This is a genomic window from Brevundimonas mediterranea (assembly GCF_011064825.1).
Taxonomy (GTDB): Bacteria; Pseudomonadota; Alphaproteobacteria; order Caulobacterales; family Caulobacteraceae; genus Brevundimonas; species Brevundimonas mediterranea_A.
In genome coordinates this window covers 1,178,395-1,195,716 of the sequence record NZ_CP048751.1, presented here as the reverse complement: position 1 = coordinate 1,195,716, position 17,322 = coordinate 1,178,395, and the positions used below count along the sequence as shown (strand labels likewise).

At 70.1% G+C, this 17,322-nt stretch carries 18 protein-coding genes; 8 read left to right on the top strand and 10 right to left on the bottom strand.

What is annotated here, in order from left to right; translation table 11 throughout:
- The first annotated feature begins 25 nt into the window (after window positions 1–25).
- The 8 genes from GYM46_RS05885 to GYM46_RS05850 all read left to right on the top strand — a co-directional run bounded on the left by GYM46_RS05885 (window position 26) and on the right by GYM46_RS05850 (window position 6,098).
- Window positions 26–289, top strand: a complete 264-nt coding sequence (locus GYM46_RS05885; RefSeq protein ID WP_050771588.1) for a type II toxin-antitoxin system Phd/YefM family antitoxin — start codon at window positions 26–28, stop codon at window positions 287–289.
- Entirely contained in the window at window positions 286–699 is a 414-nt protein-coding gene (locus GYM46_RS05880) for a type II toxin-antitoxin system VapC family toxin (RefSeq protein WP_040349200.1), read from the top strand. The genes GYM46_RS05885 and GYM46_RS05880 overlap by 4 nt, the downstream gene beginning before the upstream one ends.
- The gene (locus GYM46_RS05875; RefSeq protein WP_008263802.1) at window positions 696–1,337 is read left to right on the top strand and encodes a phosphoribosylanthranilate isomerase; all 642 of its coding nucleotides are present in this window, start codon (window positions 696–698) and stop codon (window positions 1,335–1,337) included. Before GYM46_RS05880 ends, GYM46_RS05875 begins: the two co-directional genes overlap by 4 nt.
- 77 nt (window positions 1,338–1,414) lie before the next feature.
- A complete protein-coding gene (trpB, locus tag GYM46_RS05870) occupies window positions 1,415–2,617 on the top strand; it encodes a tryptophan synthase subunit beta (RefSeq protein WP_164952734.1) in 1,203 nt (400 codons plus the stop codon).
- Complete coding sequence (locus GYM46_RS05865) at window positions 2,614–3,066, top strand: hypothetical protein (RefSeq protein ID WP_008262417.1); 453 nt, start codon at window positions 2,614–2,616, stop codon at window positions 3,064–3,066. The genes trpB and GYM46_RS05865 overlap by 4 nt, the downstream gene beginning before the upstream one ends.
- Window positions 3,063–3,905, top strand: coding sequence for a tryptophan synthase subunit alpha (trpA, locus tag GYM46_RS05860; RefSeq protein WP_008264297.1), 843 nt, complete (start codon window positions 3,063–3,065; stop codon window positions 3,903–3,905). Before GYM46_RS05865 ends, trpA begins: the two co-directional genes overlap by 4 nt.
- Window positions 3,906–3,915: 10 nt before the next feature.
- Window positions 3,916–4,806, top strand: coding sequence for an acetyl-CoA carboxylase carboxyltransferase subunit beta (locus tag GYM46_RS05855; protein WP_008263130.1), 891 nt, complete (start codon window positions 3,916–3,918; stop codon window positions 4,804–4,806).
- A 5-nt stretch (window positions 4,807–4,811) separates the two neighbouring features.
- A complete protein-coding gene (locus GYM46_RS05850; RefSeq protein WP_008259066.1) occupies window positions 4,812–6,098 on the top strand; it encodes a bifunctional folylpolyglutamate synthase/dihydrofolate synthase in 1,287 nt (428 codons plus the stop codon).
- A 177-nt stretch (window positions 6,099–6,275) separates the two neighbouring features.
- Here GYM46_RS05850 and GYM46_RS05845 read toward each other — a convergent pair whose 3' ends face one another.
- The 10 genes from GYM46_RS05845 to GYM46_RS05800 all read right to left on the bottom strand — a co-directional run bounded on the left by GYM46_RS05845 (window position 6,276) and on the right by GYM46_RS05800 (window position 17,270).
- Window positions 6,276–6,461: a hypothetical protein gene (locus tag GYM46_RS05845; RefSeq protein ID WP_008258864.1), complete on the bottom strand. Its 186-nt coding sequence runs from the start codon at window positions 6,459–6,461 to the stop codon at window positions 6,276–6,278.
- Window positions 6,462–6,534: 73 nt separating this feature from the next.
- Complete coding sequence (gene trxA, locus GYM46_RS05840) at window positions 6,535–6,870, bottom strand: thioredoxin (protein ID WP_008259544.1); 336 nt, start codon at window positions 6,868–6,870, stop codon at window positions 6,535–6,537.
- Window positions 6,871–6,986: 116 nt separating this feature from the next.
- Complete coding sequence (gene addA, locus GYM46_RS05835; RefSeq protein ID WP_008264185.1) at window positions 6,987–10,406, bottom strand: double-strand break repair helicase AddA; 3,420 nt, start codon at window positions 10,404–10,406, stop codon at window positions 6,987–6,989.
- Window positions 10,403–13,498 (bottom strand): double-strand break repair protein AddB, encoded by a 3,096-nt coding sequence (addB, locus tag GYM46_RS05830; RefSeq protein ID WP_008262967.1) that lies wholly within the window; start codon window positions 13,496–13,498, stop codon window positions 10,403–10,405. Before addB ends, addA begins: the two co-directional genes overlap by 4 nt.
- Complete coding sequence (gene murU, locus GYM46_RS05825; RefSeq protein WP_040349203.1) at window positions 13,495–14,211, bottom strand: N-acetylmuramate alpha-1-phosphate uridylyltransferase MurU; 717 nt, start codon at window positions 14,209–14,211, stop codon at window positions 13,495–13,497. The genes addB and murU overlap by 4 nt, the downstream gene beginning before the upstream one ends.
- Window positions 14,208–15,305: an N-acetylmuramate/N-acetylglucosamine kinase AmgK gene (gene amgK, locus GYM46_RS05820; RefSeq protein WP_008262929.1), complete on the bottom strand. Its 1,098-nt coding sequence runs from the start codon at window positions 15,303–15,305 to the stop codon at window positions 14,208–14,210. The genes murU and amgK overlap by 4 nt, the downstream gene beginning before the upstream one ends.
- Window positions 15,292–15,750, bottom strand: a complete 459-nt coding sequence (tsaE, locus tag GYM46_RS05815; RefSeq protein ID WP_008258719.1) for a tRNA (adenosine(37)-N6)-threonylcarbamoyltransferase complex ATPase subunit type 1 TsaE — start codon at window positions 15,748–15,750, stop codon at window positions 15,292–15,294. Before tsaE ends, amgK begins: the two co-directional genes overlap by 14 nt.
- Window positions 15,747–16,601, bottom strand: a complete 855-nt coding sequence (locus GYM46_RS05810; protein ID WP_008263770.1) for a GNAT family N-acetyltransferase — start codon at window positions 16,599–16,601, stop codon at window positions 15,747–15,749. The genes tsaE and GYM46_RS05810 overlap by 4 nt, the downstream gene beginning before the upstream one ends.
- A gap of 40 nt (window positions 16,602–16,641) precedes the next feature.
- Window positions 16,642–17,028, bottom strand: coding sequence for a type II toxin-antitoxin system VapC family toxin (locus tag GYM46_RS05805; protein WP_008260050.1), 387 nt, complete (start codon window positions 17,026–17,028; stop codon window positions 16,642–16,644).
- Window positions 17,025–17,270 carry a type II toxin-antitoxin system Phd/YefM family antitoxin gene (locus GYM46_RS05800; RefSeq protein ID WP_008262555.1) on the bottom strand — a complete coding sequence of 82 codons (246 nt, stop codon included), beginning with the start codon at window positions 17,268–17,270 and terminating at the stop codon, window positions 17,025–17,027. Before GYM46_RS05800 ends, GYM46_RS05805 begins: the two co-directional genes overlap by 4 nt.
- Window positions 17,271–17,322: the final 52 nt, after the last annotated feature.

The window sequence follows — 17,322 nt, the reverse complement described above, 5'->3', positions numbered from 1 at the left end:
CGAGATTGTGGACTTTTGACGCCAGATGGCTATCTTGATGGCCATGTCCAGCTACTCCGTCGCCGAAGCCAAGAACAACCTGCCCAAGCTGCTGGATCGCATGCTGGCGGGCGAGGCCGTGACCATCACGCGGCGCGGCGTCCCCGTCGCGCGGCTTGAGCCTGCTAAGGCGGCCGTCCCGACATCCGGCCCCATCGACATGGCCTGGTTGGAAAAGGTGCGCATCAAATCGGAAGCGCCCATGGACTCCGTCACCCTGGTCCGGCGTATGCGGGATGAAGAGATTTGACTCTCTATCTCGACACCAGCGTCCTGGTGTCCCTTTTCCACGCCGATAAGCACACGCCACGTGCTTTGGATTGGATCGCCGGTGTCGATGATTTCGTGCTTAGCAGCTGGGCGTTGAGTGAGTTTTCTTCAGCCCTCGCGGTGAAGAGCCGTATGCGACATCTGCTCGACAAGGACCGTCGCGCCTTGGAACGGCAGTTGGATCAGTGGTTGAAGACGCGCACAGTTCTGTCGGTGATCGACGGCGACATCGTGGAGGCGCGTGTGATGGTTCGGAGTGATGCAAGGCTGCGCGCGCCGGACGCCTTGCATCTGGCGATCGCGGCGCGGAATGATTGCGTCGTCGCCACCTTGGATGCGGATATGGCGGCAGTGGCCTGCGACCTCGGCCTAGAAGTCGTGATCCCATGACGACGGCTATCAAAATCTGCGGCCTGACGACCGCCGACACCCTGGACGCAGCCCTGGACGGCGGGGCGGATTTCGTGGGGGCGGTGGTGTTTCCCAAAAGCCCGCGCCATCTGGCGCCGGAAGCCGCGGCGCGTCTGTTCGAACGGGCGCGGGGGCGGGCGAAGATCGTGGCGGTGACGGTCGATCCGGACGACGCCTTGCTGGAAGAGATCGCGCGGACGCTGAGGCCGGATTTCATCCAGCTGCACGGGGCGGAAACCCCGGCGCGGGCGGAAACTGTTCGGGCTCTGACCGGGGCGGGGGTGATCAAGGCCCTGCCGATCCGGCATGGCGACGACTTCTTCGCCGCCGACGAATGGGATTATCACGCCGATCACCTGATGTTCGACGCCAAGCCGCCGGAGGGTTCGGTTCTGCCGGGCGGGGTCGGGCATAGTTTCGACTGGACCCTGTTGGCGGACCGGGCGTTTCGCCATCCCTGGTTCCTGGCGGGCGGGCTGAATCCCGACAATGTGGCCGAGGCGCTGCGGATCACCGGGGCGCCGATGCTGGATGTGTCCTCTGGCGTCGAAAGCGCGCCGGGTGTTAAGGACGCCGACCGGATCGCGGCCTTCATCCAAAACGCGCGCCGGACGTAATTACGACGCCTCCCTGCGTGAAAGTTGGACTCGTGAACGCTCAAACCCCCATCCAGACCCCTGATCCCGCCCAGTCGCTGTCCAACGCCTACGCCTGGCCGGACGCGCAGGGACGGTTTGGGCCTTATGGCGGGCAGTTCGTGGCCGAGACCCTGATGCCGCTGATCCACGAGCTGGACGCGGCCTATAAGGCGGCCAAGGCGGACCCCAGTTTCCAGGCCGAGCTGGACGGTTTCCTGACCCATTATGTCGGGCGCGAGAGCCCGCTGTATTTCGCCGAACGCCTGACCGAACATTTCGGCGGGGCGAATATCTGGCTGAAGCGCGAGGACCTGAACCATACGGGCGCGCACAAGATAAATAATTGCATGGGCCAGATCCTGCTCGCCCGTCGCATGGGCAAGACCCGGATCATCGCCGAGACGGGCGCCGGTCAGCACGGCGTCGCCAGCGCGACGGTGTCGGCGCGGTTCGGCCTGCCCTGCACCGTCTATATGGGCGCGGTGGACGTCGAGCGGCAGCAGCCGAACGTGTTCCGTATGCGCCTGCTCGGCTCGGAAGTCTTCTCGGTCACGGCCGGCGCCGCGACCCTGAAGGACGCGATGAACGAGGCGATGCGCGACTGGGTCACCAATGTCTCGGACACCTATTACATCATCGGCACGGCGGCGGGTCCGCACCCCTATCCGGCCATGGTGCGCGATTTCCAATCGGTGATCGGCAAGGAGATCAAGACCCAGTCGATGGCCCGGATGGGCAAGCTGCCGGAGGCCGTCGTGGCCTGTATCGGCGGCGGGTCGAACGCCATCGGCGCCTTCCATCCCTTCATCGACGACGCGGCCGTGCGGCTGATCGGGGTCGAGGCGGCGGGGCATGGGCTGGATACGCCGGATCACGCGGCGTCGCTGAAGGGCGGCCGGTCGGGCGTGTTGCACGGCAACCGGACCTATCTGCTGCAAGACGACGACGGCAATATCGTCGAGGGCCACTCGATCTCGGCCGGTCTGGACTATCCGGGCATCGGGCCGGAACACGCCTGGCTGCACGACATCGGCCGGGCCGAGTATCGCTCGGCGACGGACAATGAGGCGCTGGAGGCGTTCCAGCTGTGCTCGAAGCTGGAAGGCATTATTCCGGCGCTGGAACCGGCCCACGCCCTGGCGCGGACGGGCGAAGTGGCGCGCGAAGTCGGCAAGGGCGGCGATGTCGTCCTGCTGATGTCGGGTCGGGGCGACAAGGACATCTTCCAGGTCGCCAAACATCTGGGAGTGGAACTGTGATCCGCAGCTTTCTGGCGGCGACCGCCGCGCTGAGCCTTTCGACCGCCGTTCAGGCCCAGACGGCCGCGCCCGCACAGGTCCAGCCCGCCGAGGTCGCCCTGCTTCCGGGCGCGCAACTGTCGCCGGATTGCGGCGGCCTGAACAACCTGACCGGCCGGGCCTGGTGCGTCACCGCGCCCCTGGGGCAGGTCGGCGCCCTGGCCGACGCCTTTATCGCCGATCTCGCGACCAAGGGCTGGCTGGCGGCGGGCGGCGACGAGAACCGCGTGGTCTTCGTCAAGCGCCGCGAGGCCGGCGGCTGCGACGGCATGCAGATGGTCGCCTTCTACGACACCACCAAGACCGCCGTCGCCGAGCTGCCCGCCTATCTGGGCTTCGCCGTCGTGCCCGGCGACGTCTGCGCCCAGCCCGCCGCCGAGAAGCCCGCTTCGGAAACCACGCCGCAATGACCACCGCCCGTATCGACGCCCGTTTCGCTGCGCTGAAGGCCGAGGGCCGTGCGGCCTTTATTCCCTATGTGATGGGGGGTGATCCGTCGCGCGACGAGGCGCTGGAGATCCTGCGCGGCCTGCCCGCCGCCGGGGCCGACATCATCGAACTGGGCTTTCCGTTCAGCGATCCGATGGCCGAGGGGCCGCCGATCCAGCGGGCGGCGATCCGGGGGATGAAGGCGGGTTTCGGCCTGCGTTCGACCATGGATCTGGCGCGGGAGTTCCGTAAGGGCGACGACGCGACCCCCATCATCCTGATGGGCTATCTGAACCCGATCGAGAGCCTGGGCTATGACACCTTCGCCGCCTACGCGGCCGACTGCGGCATCGACGGGCTGATCGTGGTGGACTGCCCGCCGGAAGAGGCCGGCCCGCTGATCGAAGCGCTGGACAAGGTCTCGATCTCGCTGATCCGTCTGGCGACGCCGACCTCGGACGACGAACGGCTGAAGATCGTGGTCCAGGGCACGTCGGGCTTTGTCTATTATGTCGCCGTCGCGGGCGTGACGGGCGTCAAGGAGGCGAACGCCGAGGTGGTGGCCCCGGCGGTGGAGCGGGTGCGCAAGGCCTCGGGTCTGCCGGTCGCAGTCGGGTTTGGGGTCAAGACGCCGGAACGGGCGGCCGAGATCGCCCGCGTGGCCGACGCCGTCGTGGTGGGATCGGCCCTGGTGGACGAGGTCGCGGCGGCGTTGGAGGCCGGCGAAGCCGTTGCGCCGCGCGTGCTCGGTCGGGTCAAGGCGCTGGGCGACGCGGTTCGGTCGGTGCGGACTGGTGCATCCCTGGCGGAAACCGTCTAAGAGCCCGCCCATGGTCGACAAGAACAAACCTCAGGAAAAGCGCGGCGGCTGGCTGAGCCGTTTCGCGCCCGGCGTCCGCAAGATCGTGTCGCGTCGCGACACCCCCGACAATCTGTGGGTCAAGGACCCCGACACCGGCGAGATGCTGTATCGCTCGGATCTGGAGGCCTCGCTGTGGGTCACGCCGTCGGGCCGCCATATGCGGATCGACGCGCCGACGCGGCTGAAGGCTACGTTCGACGGCGGTCAGTATGAGTCCATCGACACGCCGGACGTGCCGGAAGACCCGCTGAAATTCTCGGACGGCAAGCCGTACAAGGACCGGCTGAGCGCCGCGCGCAAGGCGGCGGGGCGCAAGGACACCATGGCCATCGGCTATGGCGTCGTCGGCGGCCAGGAAGCTGTGGTGATCGTCCAGGACTTCACCTTCATGGGCGGGTCGCTGGGCATGGCGGCGGGCGAGGCCTTCATCAAGGCGGCGCGCGAGGCCGTGGCCCGCAAGGTTCCGATGGTCTGTTTCACCGCCGCTGGCGGAGCGCGGATGCAGGAAGGCGCCCTGTCGCTGATGCAGATGGCGCGCACCACCCTGGCCATCCAGGAGCTGAAGGCCGCGACCCTGCCTTACGCCGTGGTCCTGACCGATCCGACGACGGGCGGCGTGACCGCCTCCTACGCCATGCTGGGCGACGTGCATCTGGCCGAACCGGGCGCCCTGATCGGCTTCGCCGGTCCGCGCGTGATCGAGGCCACCATCCGCGAGAAACTGCCGCCGGGCTTCCAGCGCGCCGAATATCTGCAGGAAAAGGGCATGGTTGACCGGGTGGTCGTGCGCGCCGACCTGCCGCGCGTCCTGGGCCAGATCCTGTCCATGCTGATGGGCGGAAACCGCCAGGCGGCCTGACGGCCTTGGACCCGATTTCCGAGCGGCTGCGCGCGCGACATCCGCAGAGGATCGATCTGTCGCTGGATCGGATGAAGGCCCTGTGTGCGGCGCTGGGCGATCCGCAGCACAGACTGCCGCCGGTGGTTCATGTGGCGGGGACGAACGGCAAGGGGTCCACGGTGGCCATGATCCGGGCCATCGCCGAAGCGGCGGGGCTGAGGGTGCACGCCTACACCTCGCCCCATCTGGTGCGGTTCAACGAGCGAATCCGGCTGGCGGGTCGGCTGATCGAGGACGATGCGCTGAACGCCGTGCTGGACCGGATCGAGGCCGCGATGGCCGAAACGGGCATCGAGGCGACGGTGTTCGAGAGCACCACAGCCGCCGCCTTCCTGGCCATGGCCGAGACGCCGGCCGACCTGGCCATCGTCGAGGTCGGGCTGGGCGGGGTGCTGGACGCCACCAATGTGATCGAACGGCCGCTGCTGAGCGTGATCGCCCCGGTCGACTACGACCATGCGGAGTTCCTGGGCACGGACCTGGCCGGGATCGCGGCGGAGAAGGCCGGGGTGCTGAAGGCGGGGGCGCCGGGCGTGATCGCACGCCAGCAGGAGGCGGCCATGGCCGCCATCGAACGCGCCGCCCAGGCGGTCCATGCGCCGCTGACGGTCATGGGCGTGGATTTCGACGCCTGGGCCGAGCGGGGCGGGATGGTGTTCCAGAACCAGGAACGGTTCCTGGACCTGCCGGCGCCGGGCCTGGCGGGCGCGCACCAGATCGACAATGCGGGCGTGGCCGTGGCGGCGGCCCTGGAGCTGGACCTGCCCGAGGCGGCGATCGCGCAGGGGCTGAAGGCCGTGCGCTGGCCCGCGCGGCTGCAGAGGATTTCGGCCGGTCCGTATGGCGAGGCGGCCAAGGCGGCGGAGGCGGAGCTGTGGCTGGACGGGGGGCATAATCCCCACGCCGGGCGGGCGCTGGCGGTGTTTCTGGCCGAGCGTCAGACGCGTGCGCCGCGTCCGCTGGCCCTGATCTGCGGCATGCTGGCGAACAAGGACGCGGGTGGTTTCTTCGCCGCCTTGAAGGACACGGGCGCAACGGTCTTCACCGTCGGCTTCGACGGGGCGGCGGCCGAGCCGGCGGCCCTGGCGGCCGTGGCGCGCGGGCACGGGCTGGCGGCGACGCCGGCGGGATCGGTCGGCGAGGCGGTGGATCTGGCGCTGCGGTTCGGCGCGGGGCGGGTCGCGATCTGCGGGTCGCTGTATCTGGCCGGCGAGGTGCTGGGGGCCAGCCGCGAGACCTGGCCGGAGTAAGCGCCGACTTCTCCCTCCCCCTGCGGGGGAGGGGCGTCGCGCAGCGACGGGGTGGGGGCGGCAAGGCAAAAGCGCACTGATCTGACTTGTGATGTGTCGCCCTGCCGTTCCCACCCGGCTCCGGCTACGCCTCCGCCCCCCTCCCCCGTAGGGGGAGGGAGAGTCTGGTGTGCTGTCTTACTTGCTCATCCAGGGCCGCGACTTGCCCGCTGCGATCCGGGCGTTCTGTTCGCGCTGGAACCGGCCGCCGCGTGGGGCCTGGGGACGGGCGTCGAGCGCCGCCTTCTTCAGGCGCAGGGCGCGCTGGACGGGGGTTTCGCCGGGGATGTCGTCAGCCGGGATCGGTGTGTCTTCGTCGCTCATGAGACCCTCCTAGCATGAAAAACGCCCGCCGGTCGGAACCAGCGGGCGCTTGATCTTCAATGGAGCGAGACGATCAGGCGTCGGCCTTGACGCCGGCCTCGGCCAGCCATTCGACGATCTTGCCCTTGGGCATGGCGCCGACCTTCATCGAGGTCATCTGGCCGTCCTTGAACAGCATCAGGGTTGGGATGCCCTTCACGCCCAGTTTGGACGGGGTCATGGGACTGTCGTCGATATTGATCTTGGCCACGGTGACCTGACCGCCCAGTTCGTCGGCGATCTGTTCCAGCGCCGGGCCGATCTGTTTGCAGGGGCCGCACCATTCGGCCCAGAAGTCCACCAGGACGGGGGTGGAAGATTTCAGAACGTCGGCGTCGAAGCTTTCGTCCGTGACTTTTACAGTCGCCATGAATGGCTCCTTGGGGCGCTATCGCTCGGCCCGCGGGCCTCGCTGCTTGAGCGCATGTTGATGTTGGCCGGAGCGTCCGGGTTCGGGGGCAGATGTGGGAGCGAATCGCGGGCAATTCAACTGTTCGCCAACGCCGCGTCCAGCATGGCCTGCGGGATCGGCATCAGTTTAGGGCCGTCGGTCCAGACCAGGGCGGCCTCGACCGGGCGGTCGGGGTAGAGGCGTTTCAGGACGGCGACATAGACGGCGGCCTGCAAGACATAGGCGGGATCGACCCGGTCCAGGGCGTCGGGGGCGGGGCGGTTGGTCTTGTAGTCGATGACCAGGACCCGGTCGGGGGTGACCACCAGCCGGTCGATACGGCCGTTGATCGCCACGCTCGACGGGCCGGGCAGGGCGCCGGTCAAGGCGACTTCGGCGCGGGAGCCGGGGCCGAAGACCGGAGCGAAGCGGGCGTCGTCCAGGACCGAGAAGGCAGCGGCGATCATCTCGCCGCGCTGGGCGTCGTCGAGGTCGGTCTCGCGCGCCAGCAGGCGACGGGCGGCGTCGGGGCGGTCGGCGGGGGCGATCTCGGGCAGGCGTTCCAGCAGCCGGTGGATCAGGTCGCCGCGGCGGAACCGGCCCAGCGATGCGCCGCCGGCCGCGCTGCGCGCCAGGGGCGAGGGGGCGGGGATGCGGATCGAGCCCTCCATCCGCGACGGCGCGGCGAAACGGGCGGCAGCGTCGGCGGGCGGCGGGGTGGTCGCCCAGATGGGCAGGGCGGCGGTCGTGCGGTCTGGGGCGGTCGTGACAGGGCGGCGTTCAGGATCGACGCCGAAGCGGCGGACGCCGTTCTCGACCTCGCGCACCTGTTCGCCGAGCCGGTCGAAGGTCTCTTCGATCACCGACCACCAGCTGCCGGGCTCGGCGCCCCGGCTGGAGGCGCGGCCCATGACGATGACCCGGTCGCGGGCGCGGGTCAGGGCGACATAGAGCAGGCGCAGGGTTTCGTCGTCGGTCCGGGCCTGGCGCGCCGCGCGGGCGTCGGCCGAGGCGGGACAGTCGTCCTTGGCCGATCCGGGCGCCATCAGCCAGGCCTCGCCTTCGCCTTCCAGCGTCACGGCGGGCATCAGGGACGGACCCTGGGCCTTCGCCTTCATGGTGGTGTCGGGCAGGATGACGATGGGCGCCTCCAGCCCCTTGGCGCCGTGGACGGTCATGACGCGGACCTCGCCGCGCGCCCCCTCCAGTTCGCGCTTCACCTCGACGTCGGCGGCCTCAAGCTGGGCCAGGCAGGTTTCCAGGTCGATCGCGCCGCGGTTCTCGGCCGCCAGGATCTGGTTCAGGGTTTCGTCGACGGCTTCTTCCGCCTCGCGGCCCAGCCGGGCCAGGATGCGGGCGCGGCCGGATCGGCCTGTGTCGTCCACCCGGTTCAAGGCCTGAGAGAAGAAGGCGAACGGGTCGCCGCCGCGCGCGGCGATGGCGGCTTGGAGCGCGTCGCGGGCGCGGGTCCATTCGGGGCGTTCGTGCGCCCGGTCGCGCAGGTCGCGCCAGAGCTGGCCCGCCTTGCGGTTCTCGCGGCCGGCCAGGGCGTAGAGGCCGTCCTCGTCCACGTCGCACAGGGGGCTGCGCAGCACCTCGGCCAGGGACAGGTCGTCGTCGGGGAAGAGAGCAAATCGGGCCAGGGCGATCAGGTCGTCGAAGACGATATGGCTGGACAGTTTCAGCCGGTCGGCGCCGGCCACGGGGACGCCCTCGGTCTTCAGGGCGCGGATGATCTCTTCGAAGGTAGCGTCGCGGCGGCGGACCAGAACGATATAGTCGCCGTATCCGGCGGGGCGGAGCTCGCGGGTGCGGCTGTCGAAGACGGCCAGGCCGCTTTCGACCTGGCGACGGATTTCACGGGCCAGGTCGCGGGCCAGGCGCTTGCGGGCGCTGCCGACGCTTTCCTGATCGACCGGATCGTCCCAGGCTTCGGTCTCGGGCGCGGGTTCGTCGAGGAACAGGGGCCACAGGTCGATGGCGCCGTGCTGGCCGATCCGCGCCGGGATGTGGCGGGCGATGTCGCCCTGGGGGCCGGTCAGGGCGCGGGTGCGGTCGGGGTCGGCGAAGACGGCGTCGACGAAGGCCAGAACCTCTTCGGTCGAGCGGTAAGAGGTGTTCAGCTCCGGCCCGGCGAAGGGTTCGCCGGCGCCCTCGGCCAGGGCCAGGAAGTCGGCCCGTTCCTGACGCAGCCGTTCTGGGCGGGCGCCCTGGAAGGAGTAGATCGACTGTTTCTCGTCGCCGACGGCGAAGACGGTGCGGCCTGATGTCTGGCCGGAATAGAACTCCCCGGTCAGGGCGCGGACGATGGCCCATTGTTCTGGGGCGGTGTCCTGGGCCTCGTCGATCAGGACGTGATCGACCCCGCCGTCCAGCTTGTACAACACCCAGGCGGCGGCCCCGCTGCGGGTCAGAAGGGCGGCGGCGCGGGCGACCAGGTCGGGGAAGTCGAGGGCGCCGCGCTGGGCCTTTGCGGCCTCGTAGAAGGCGGCGTGGGCGCGGGCCAGGGTCAGGACCTTGATCGTATCGTCGGCGATCCGGGCCTTGCGCAGGGATTCGCGGGCGGCGAGGAATTTGGTCTGGAGGTCCAGCAGCCAGCCGACCGCGCCTTGCGGCGCCGACTTGGTGCCCATGCTCTTTCGCGGCTCGCCCGCCTGGGTGCAGAAGACGCCCGCCAGGGCCGCGAACCCGGCGTAGGGGGGCGCGGCGACGCTCATGGCGTCGGCGATCTTGCGGTCGTTGGTCGAACCGGTCTCCATGGCCTCGGCCATGCGGTTCCATTCGGCGGGATCGATCCAGGCGACGAAGTCCTGTTCCAGCTCTTCGGGGCCGCGGTCGGGCTCGGCGCCGGTCAGGGCGTAGGGATCGGGCGCGGTTCCGGCCTCAGCCCGGTCGATATAGTCCAGCAGGTCGGCGCGCTTGGCCTCGATCATCGACAGCAGGGCCTGGAACCTCTGCCAGTCCAGTTCGACGGCGAAATGGCTGTAGGCCAGGCCGATGGGACCGTCGGGAGCGGCGACGGCGGCGCGGGCCAGGTCCTCGCGCGCGGAATGGCTGAGGGCGGTGGCGGCCTGGTCTTCCAGCACGGTGAAGCGGGGCGAGACCCCGGCCTCGAGCGGGAAGCGACGCAGCAGTTTTTCGCAGAAGGCGTGGATGGTCTGGATCTTCAGCCCGCCCGGCGTCTCCAGCGCGCGGGCGAACAGTTTGCGGGCGCGGGACAGGGCCGCGTGATCCATCGCCTGCGGGTCGCCGTCGTCCAGCCGGGCCAGTTCGCGCGACAAGGCGGCGTCGTCCAGCACGGCCCAGCCGCCCAACTGGTCGAACAGCCGGGCCTGCATCTCGGCGGCGGCGGCCTTGGTGTAGGTGACGCACAGGATGGCGCCGGGATCGACCTGGTCCAGCAGCAGCCGCGCCACCCGGTTGACCAGGGTGGTGGTCTTGCCCGAGCCGGCGTTGGCGGTGACGAAGACGGTCAGGCGCGGGTCGGCCGCGACGATCTGGGGGGACACGCTCATTCTTCGTCCCCGTCGCCGATCACCGACCATTCCCAGACGCGGGCCAGGTGATCGTAGTTGCCGCCCTGGTTGCCCATGAACTGGGGGGCGGCCCAGGAGACGTAAGGCGTGTTCTCGTCGTCGAAGCGGGCGACGCGGCGCTTCAGCCCGTCCAGCGCCGCCTGGGCCAGGTCGGCGGCCTCGGCGCCTGAGGCGCGGGTGATGACCTCGCCCGCCGTCTTGCGCCCGACCACCCGGACATAGGTCAGTTCGTCGGGCGTGACCGGGCCATTGGTGCGTTCGAACCCGCCGTCGGCCAGGATGGCGGCGGTCAGGGTCAGTTGCGGGGCGAAGCCGGACTTGACCTGTTTGGCGGATGGAGCGGCGCCGGTCTTGAAGTCCATCACCGCCGCTCCGTCCGAGGCCAGCTCGATCCGGTCGGCGAAGGCCTTGACGGTGAAGGGGCCGGCGGGGGCGTCGAAGGTCATGGTCCCCTGTTGCTCGACCAGGATGTCGATGCCCCGCGCGCGGCGGCGGCGCTCGAAATCGGTCAGCCAGCGGGCGCAGTTGCGGGCGAGCGGCGCCTCGCGCGCCATGGCCGCATCCTCGAACCCCCGTGCGCCCAGTTCACGCAGCAGATGGTCGTGCAGGACGGCTTCGCAGTCGTCGGGCAGGTCGTCGGGCCAGTCCAGGGTCAACCGTTCGATGGCGGCGTGGACGGCGTTGCCACGGGCGAGCGCTTCGGCAGAAGCGCCGGGACGCTCCATCGCCTCCAGCCCCAGCACCCACAGGGCGTAGATGGCGTAGGGATCGCGCACCCAGCGTTCGATGCGGGTGACATAGAGGCTGCGGGGGCGGCGATGCACCGGCGGGCGCGGCTCGGGCCGTTTGGCGAAGCGCGGCGGGCCGGGCGGAGGGGCGTCCAGGGCGCGGGTCCAGTCCAGGACGGTGCGGGGGCGGGGCAGTTCGATCGGCGTCTCGGCGGAATGGGCGCCGCGGGTCAGCATCTCCAGCCGCCACAGCCAGCGGGACCGCACGGCCGGCTGGCCGCCGCGCCGTTCGCTGTGGACCAGGATGACCTCGTCGGCGCAGGCGGCCTGGACGAAGTCCTGGGCCGTCTGGCCCAGGCGGCGTTCGGGCGGGGGCAGGCCCAGGGCCTTGCGCATCGGACGCGACAGGAAGGGGTCGGTCGGGGCGGCCTGGGGCCAGACGCCTTCTTCCAGCCCGGCCAGGATCATCCGGTCGGCGCGCACCAGCCGCGCCTCGATGGCCCCGAGGATCCGCAGCGACGGATGGGTCGCGCCCCCGGTGCGGACGACGGTCTCGCGCACCAGGGACGTGGTCAGCTCGGCCAGGTCGGTCTGGTCGATGCGGCCCAGCGAGGCCCCGCCCTCGATCAGGCCGGACAGAAGGGCGGCGGCGGCCTCGCCGTCGGGACCGGCCCAGGCGTCCTGGCCGGCCAGGGTCTCGATAAGGCGTGTAAAGGCCGAGGCGGCGGCGTTCAGGTCGGCCCCATTTCGCTCGGTCTGGGGCAAGAAGACGGCGGTCGCGGCCTCGATGGCGGTTTGCAGACGCTCGACAAGGCGGGTGGCGGCCGACAGGCGTTCCCGTTTCCACTCGGGCGGGGCCTTGCCGCGCCGGTCGGGTTCGACCGCCTCGAGCAGGCGACGGCGGATGGCGGCGAAGTCGCGCGGGCGAGGACCGCGCAGGGCGTGTTCCTCCAGCGCGGCGACGGCGGCGGCTTGAGGGGCGTCGCCCAGGTCGAACCGGACCAACGGATGTTTGACGATCGCCAGCAGCAGATGGGGCTGGACCGGATCGGCGATCCAGCGGGCGCACAGATCGACCAGGGCGCCGGCGGGCAGACGCGACAGGGGGACGCCGGCAGACGAATCCGGGATGACGCCCCAGCGTTCCAGCCGGGCGGCGACGCGGCGGCCCAGGGCCTGGTCGGGCGTGACGAGCGCGCAGGTGCGACCCGTTCCATCAGGATTGGGCGTTTCCAGCGTCTCGCGCATCATCAGGGCGATGGCGGCAGCGGCCTCTTCCTCGGCGCGGACGGTCAGCAGGGACAGGCCTTGCAGGCCTTCGGCTATGGGGTCGCGGGCCTCGCCGCGCGCGGCGGCGGTCGAGCGAAGGTCGCGGATGGCGCGGCGCCAGTCGTCGGTGGCCTCGGCGGGGCGCAGGGCCTCGTTGACCAGGCGCTGGCGGGCCTGGCCACGGGCGAGGGCGGCAGGGGGCTGGGACGGGGCGAACCAGGGGCGGACATCGGCGCGGGCGACCTCGACCCGGTCCAGCAGTCGTTTCATCGCGCTTTGCGGATGCTGTTCGTCCAGCCGGTCCCAGACCGCCGCGTCCAGATCGAGATCGAGGCCGGGCAGGACGACGCAGCCCAGGGGCGCCCTAGCCACGGCCTTCAGCACGTCGCCGGCGGCGGGGACGGTGCCGGTCGAACCGGCGGCGATGACGGCCTGGGTCGGAGGCGTGTGGTCCCACAGTTCGGCGAGGCGGCGCAGCAGGGTCGCGCGGCGCCAGGCCGGATCGACCAGGCCCAGCTCGGCGAGGCGTTTGGGCCAGGCCTCGACCGCCAGGCCCAGGAACTCGGCGGACCGTTCCCAGTGTTCGGCCATTTCGCCGTCGACCAGGGTGGCGATCCGTTCGGGGTTCGGAACCTCTTCCAGCTGGCAGGAATCGAGGAAGCCGCCGAGCGCATCCGCCAGATCCAGGGCGCGCATCGGCGTCAGGCTGTTGTCGAACTGTTCGACGATCATCCGCGCCATCTCGAACCGGCGGGTCAGGGCGGGGATGGCGGGCGGCAGGTCGAGGCCGAGGGCGCCGGGGGTGAAGGGCGGCTCGTCCTCCTCCAGATCGCCCAGCGGCCGGACCTGGGGCAGCAGGATGGGGCGACCCTGGGACAGTTTCGACAGGGCGCCGGTGAAGGCGCGGGCGGCGCGTCGGTTGGGCAGCAGGATGGTGGCGTCGGACAGGGTCTCGGGCGGCAGATCGCCCAGCCAGGCCAGGACGCCGGCGGCCAGGTCTTCGAGGAAGGGCCGGTAGGCGGGGACGGCGTACCAGCGGGGGCTGGCCGCCGTGAAGGGATCGAAGCCGCTCACGCGTCTCCCGCCAGTTTCGCCTCGGCCTGATCCCGCGCCTGGGGATCGCCGACGTGCATCCAGTCGCCGTCCAGGACGCAGCCGAACAGGCGCCCCTCGGCGGCGGACTTGCGCCACAGGGGGCTGAGGGAGAAGGGGCCGTCGGGGCCGTGGTCGGCATAGCCGGGGCGGGTGATGTGCACGCCCATATAGGCGAAGGGGGCGGACGGGGCGTCGCCGCGGAAGGTCAGTCTCCCATCGTCGGCCAGGAAGAAGTCGCCGTCGCCCTCGAAGCCGATGGAGCCCTCGCGGCGGGCCAGCAGCAGGGCGGCGTCCATGGTCTCCGGGTTCCACAGACGGATCAGATCGGTCAGGGCGTCGCCTCTGTCGATCCAGACGCTGTCGATATTGGCGACGAAGATGGGATCCTCGCCCAGAAGGGGATGGGCCTTCTTCAGCCCGCCTCCGGTCTCCAGCAGTTCGGCTCGCTCGTCGGAGATGACGATCCGTGGGCCGCGTCCGCGTGCGGCCAGATGGGCTTCCAGGCGGTCGGCGAACCAGTGGACATTGACGACCGCCGTCTCGACTCCCGCGTCCGCCAGCCGGTCCAGCACATGGTCGATCAGGGCGCGGCCGGCCACCTCGACCAGGGCCTTGGGCCGGTCGTCGGTCAGCGGGCGCATCCGGGTGCCCAGGCCGGCGGCCAGCACCATTGCGGTCTTGGGAGCGGTCATGCTCGCACCTCGGCCGGGACGTGGCGGTCGAACCAGCGGGCGACGGGCGCCAGGGCCGGCTGTTCCAGATTGGCGTTCAGATGCCGCCACATGCGCGGCAGGAACTGACGGTAGCGAGGCTTGCCGTCGCGGGCGATCAGCCGGGCGAAGATGCCGATGATCCGCGCCTCGTTCAGGGCGGCCAGTCCGGCGTAGTCGGCCATGAAGGTGGCGCGGTCCACCTGGGGCCGCAGGGCGAAATAGCGGTCCAGGGCCTCGGCTTCCAGCGCCGGCGACACGTCGCGGCGGGCGTCCTGAAGCAGGGAGTGCAGGTCCCAGGAGGGGTGGGCGCGGACCGCGTCCTGGAAGTCGATCATGCCGACGCGGGCAGGGCCCTCGCGCTCAGGCAGCCAGATCAGGTTCTCGGCGTGATAGTCGCGATGCGCCATGACCGAGGCGCCGTCCGCGCCCGAGGCGACGATCTTCGCCCAGGCCTCTCGCCACGCCGCCACGGCGGCGGCGTCGAAGGCGACGCGCTCGTCCAGACGGGGCAGCCATTCGACGAACAGGTCGGCCCCGCCCTGAAGCGCCGTCTCGTCATAGGTCAGCAACGGCCAGTCGCCGCCGGGGCCGTGCAGGGTTTGGGGAGGGGCGCCGGCCTCGTGCAGGGCGGCCAGGGCCTCGATGGCGGTCAGATACAGCGGCGTCTCGTCGGCGCCGTCCTCGATCACCCGGGCGAACAGGGCGTCGCCGAAATCCTCCAGCACCGCCAGGCCATTGGGCGCGTCGAGGGCCGGGATTTCGGGAGCGGACAGGCCCAGCGCCTTCAGATAGGCGGCGACGGCGGCGAAGGCCTCTATCCGTCCGGCCGACAGACGGGCGACGGCGTTCCAGCCGGCGGCCTGACGCTGCTGCGGCGTCCAGGCCGGGTCGGCGGGGGGGCTTTCGGCGGCGGGGGCCTGGTCCATCAGCATCAGGGACGCCCCGTCAGTCGTGGTCAGCCGCTCGTAGCGCCGCGTCGAGGCGTCGCCGGGCAGGGGCGCGCGGGCGGCCTGGGCCAGGCCGGCGGAGGCCAGGAAGTCGAGGCGAAGCTGTTCGCGGTCAGAAACGGACATGGTCGATCAGGTCTTCCCACCGGCCTGCGCCGGAAACGGTCGCAACACGGCCGTCGCCGTGTTCGGAAATTTCGATGACCAGGCGGTCGGGCCCCAGGAACCGGCCCGGCTCCTCGCCCAGCCGCTCGGGCCATTCGATGATTGCGCAGCCCTCGTCCAGGGCGTCGTCCAGGCCGATCTCGAAGGCCTCTTCCGGTCGGGTCAGGCGATAGAGGTCGAAATGGGCGACGGGCGGGTCGGATTCATAGAACTGAACCAGGGTGAAGGTCGGGCTGGGCACGTCTTCGTCCGGCGTGGTCAGGGCGCGGATCAGGCCGCGCGCCAGGGTCGACTTGCCCATGCCCAGCGGCCCGTACAGCAGCAGGCTGTCGCCTGGCGCCAGCAGGGGCGCGATGGCATGGCCCAGACGGGTGGTGGCCTCGGCGTCGGGAAGGTCGATCTTCATGGAAACACCGCGTCAGGATCGGCGGCCAGGGTGCGTTCGGTGAACTGTTTCAGGGCCACAGTGGCCTTGACGGCGTCCCCGTCCAGCCGTTCGGGCGGGATGGGCTGACCGACCACGACGCTGAAGGGTTTGCCCGCCTTGTTCAGCAGTTCGTGGAATAGGGTCACGTCGCGCAGTTCCTGCGAGACCTTGTCGAACAGGTGGAACAGCCGGCTGTACGGGCCGGTGACGTGCATGGGAATGACCGGAGCGCCGTATTTGCGCGCCAGGGAGGCGGCGGTCGGCGCCCATTCGGGGTCGGTCAGGACGCCGTTTTTCTCGCGGGCCAGGCGGCCGGCGGGGAACATGACGACGCAACGTTCGGCCTCGAAGGCCTCCTTGGCGGCGTTCAGGGTGGCGCGGGTCTTTTCGCGGGTGCGCTTGTCGTGAACCCATTCGACGGGAATCACTGTCTCGGCCAGTCGCGGCGAGACACGCAGGGCGTCGGCGTTGGCGAAGAAGATGGCGTCGGGGCGGCGCTGTCGGACGGCGTCATAGACCGCCACTCCGTCGGCGATGCCGGTGGGATGATTGGCGACGACGACGCACCGGCCGCTCGTGGGCAAACGGTCCAGATGGGCGGTGGACACCTTCAGGCTCAGCAGGTCCGAGACATGGTCCAGGGTCTCGGCGCCTGACAGGTTCTGGATGGCGTCGGCCATCCGCACCGCCGCCCTGTAGTTCAGCACGGAATACAGGGCCGGCCGCACGACCGGCCAGACGGGAGAGGCGGTCAGACGCGGGGCGCGTTCGGCGATGAGGACATCGACGATATGGGGCGAGCGGCGGACGGGAAGGGCGGCGGAATTCATGGACGACCGCTTGTCGCCGGTTCGGCGAAAGGGAGCAAGCCTACCAGAGGCGCGCCACGCCGAAGCTGTCGAACACCTGTTCATTGGAGACGAGCGTCAGGTTGTTGATCAGGCCCTGTGCGATCAGCAGCCGGTCGAACGGGTCGCGGTGCGTATGGTCCAGCCGGCCGGCGTGGGACGCCTCGCGGGCGGTGATCGGCAGGATGTCAAAACCTTCGAGATCGACCTCGGCCTCGAACCGCTCGGCCAGCAGCCCAGCCTTGGGCAACCTGCCCATGCCGTGTTTCAGGGCGATCTCATAGGCTGATACAGCGCTGACGAAGACATGGACGTCGCCGTCGCGTATGGCGGCCTCGGCGGCCCGACTTAGCCCCGCTTCCCCCGACATCCACCAGATGAGGGCGTGGGTGTCGAGCAGCAGCCTCATTCGCCTCGGCCCTCCCACAGACGCAGTTCGTCTTCCGGCAGGGGGTCGAAGAAACGATCATCCATGGCGACGAGGCCCTTCAGCCGACCCGGCTTGCGCTCGGGCTTGGTCGCCGGCTCGAAGGGCACAATCCTTACTGCGGGCTTGTCGCCGCGCGCAATGACGACCTCTTCGCCGCGTTCGGCGGCGGCGATCAGTTTGGAGAGATGGGTCTTGGCGTGGTGGACGGTGACAGTGGTCATGTCGCGCTCCTTGGTCCAAGTAACTTAGCTAACTTCTGAGCTGTCAGCAACT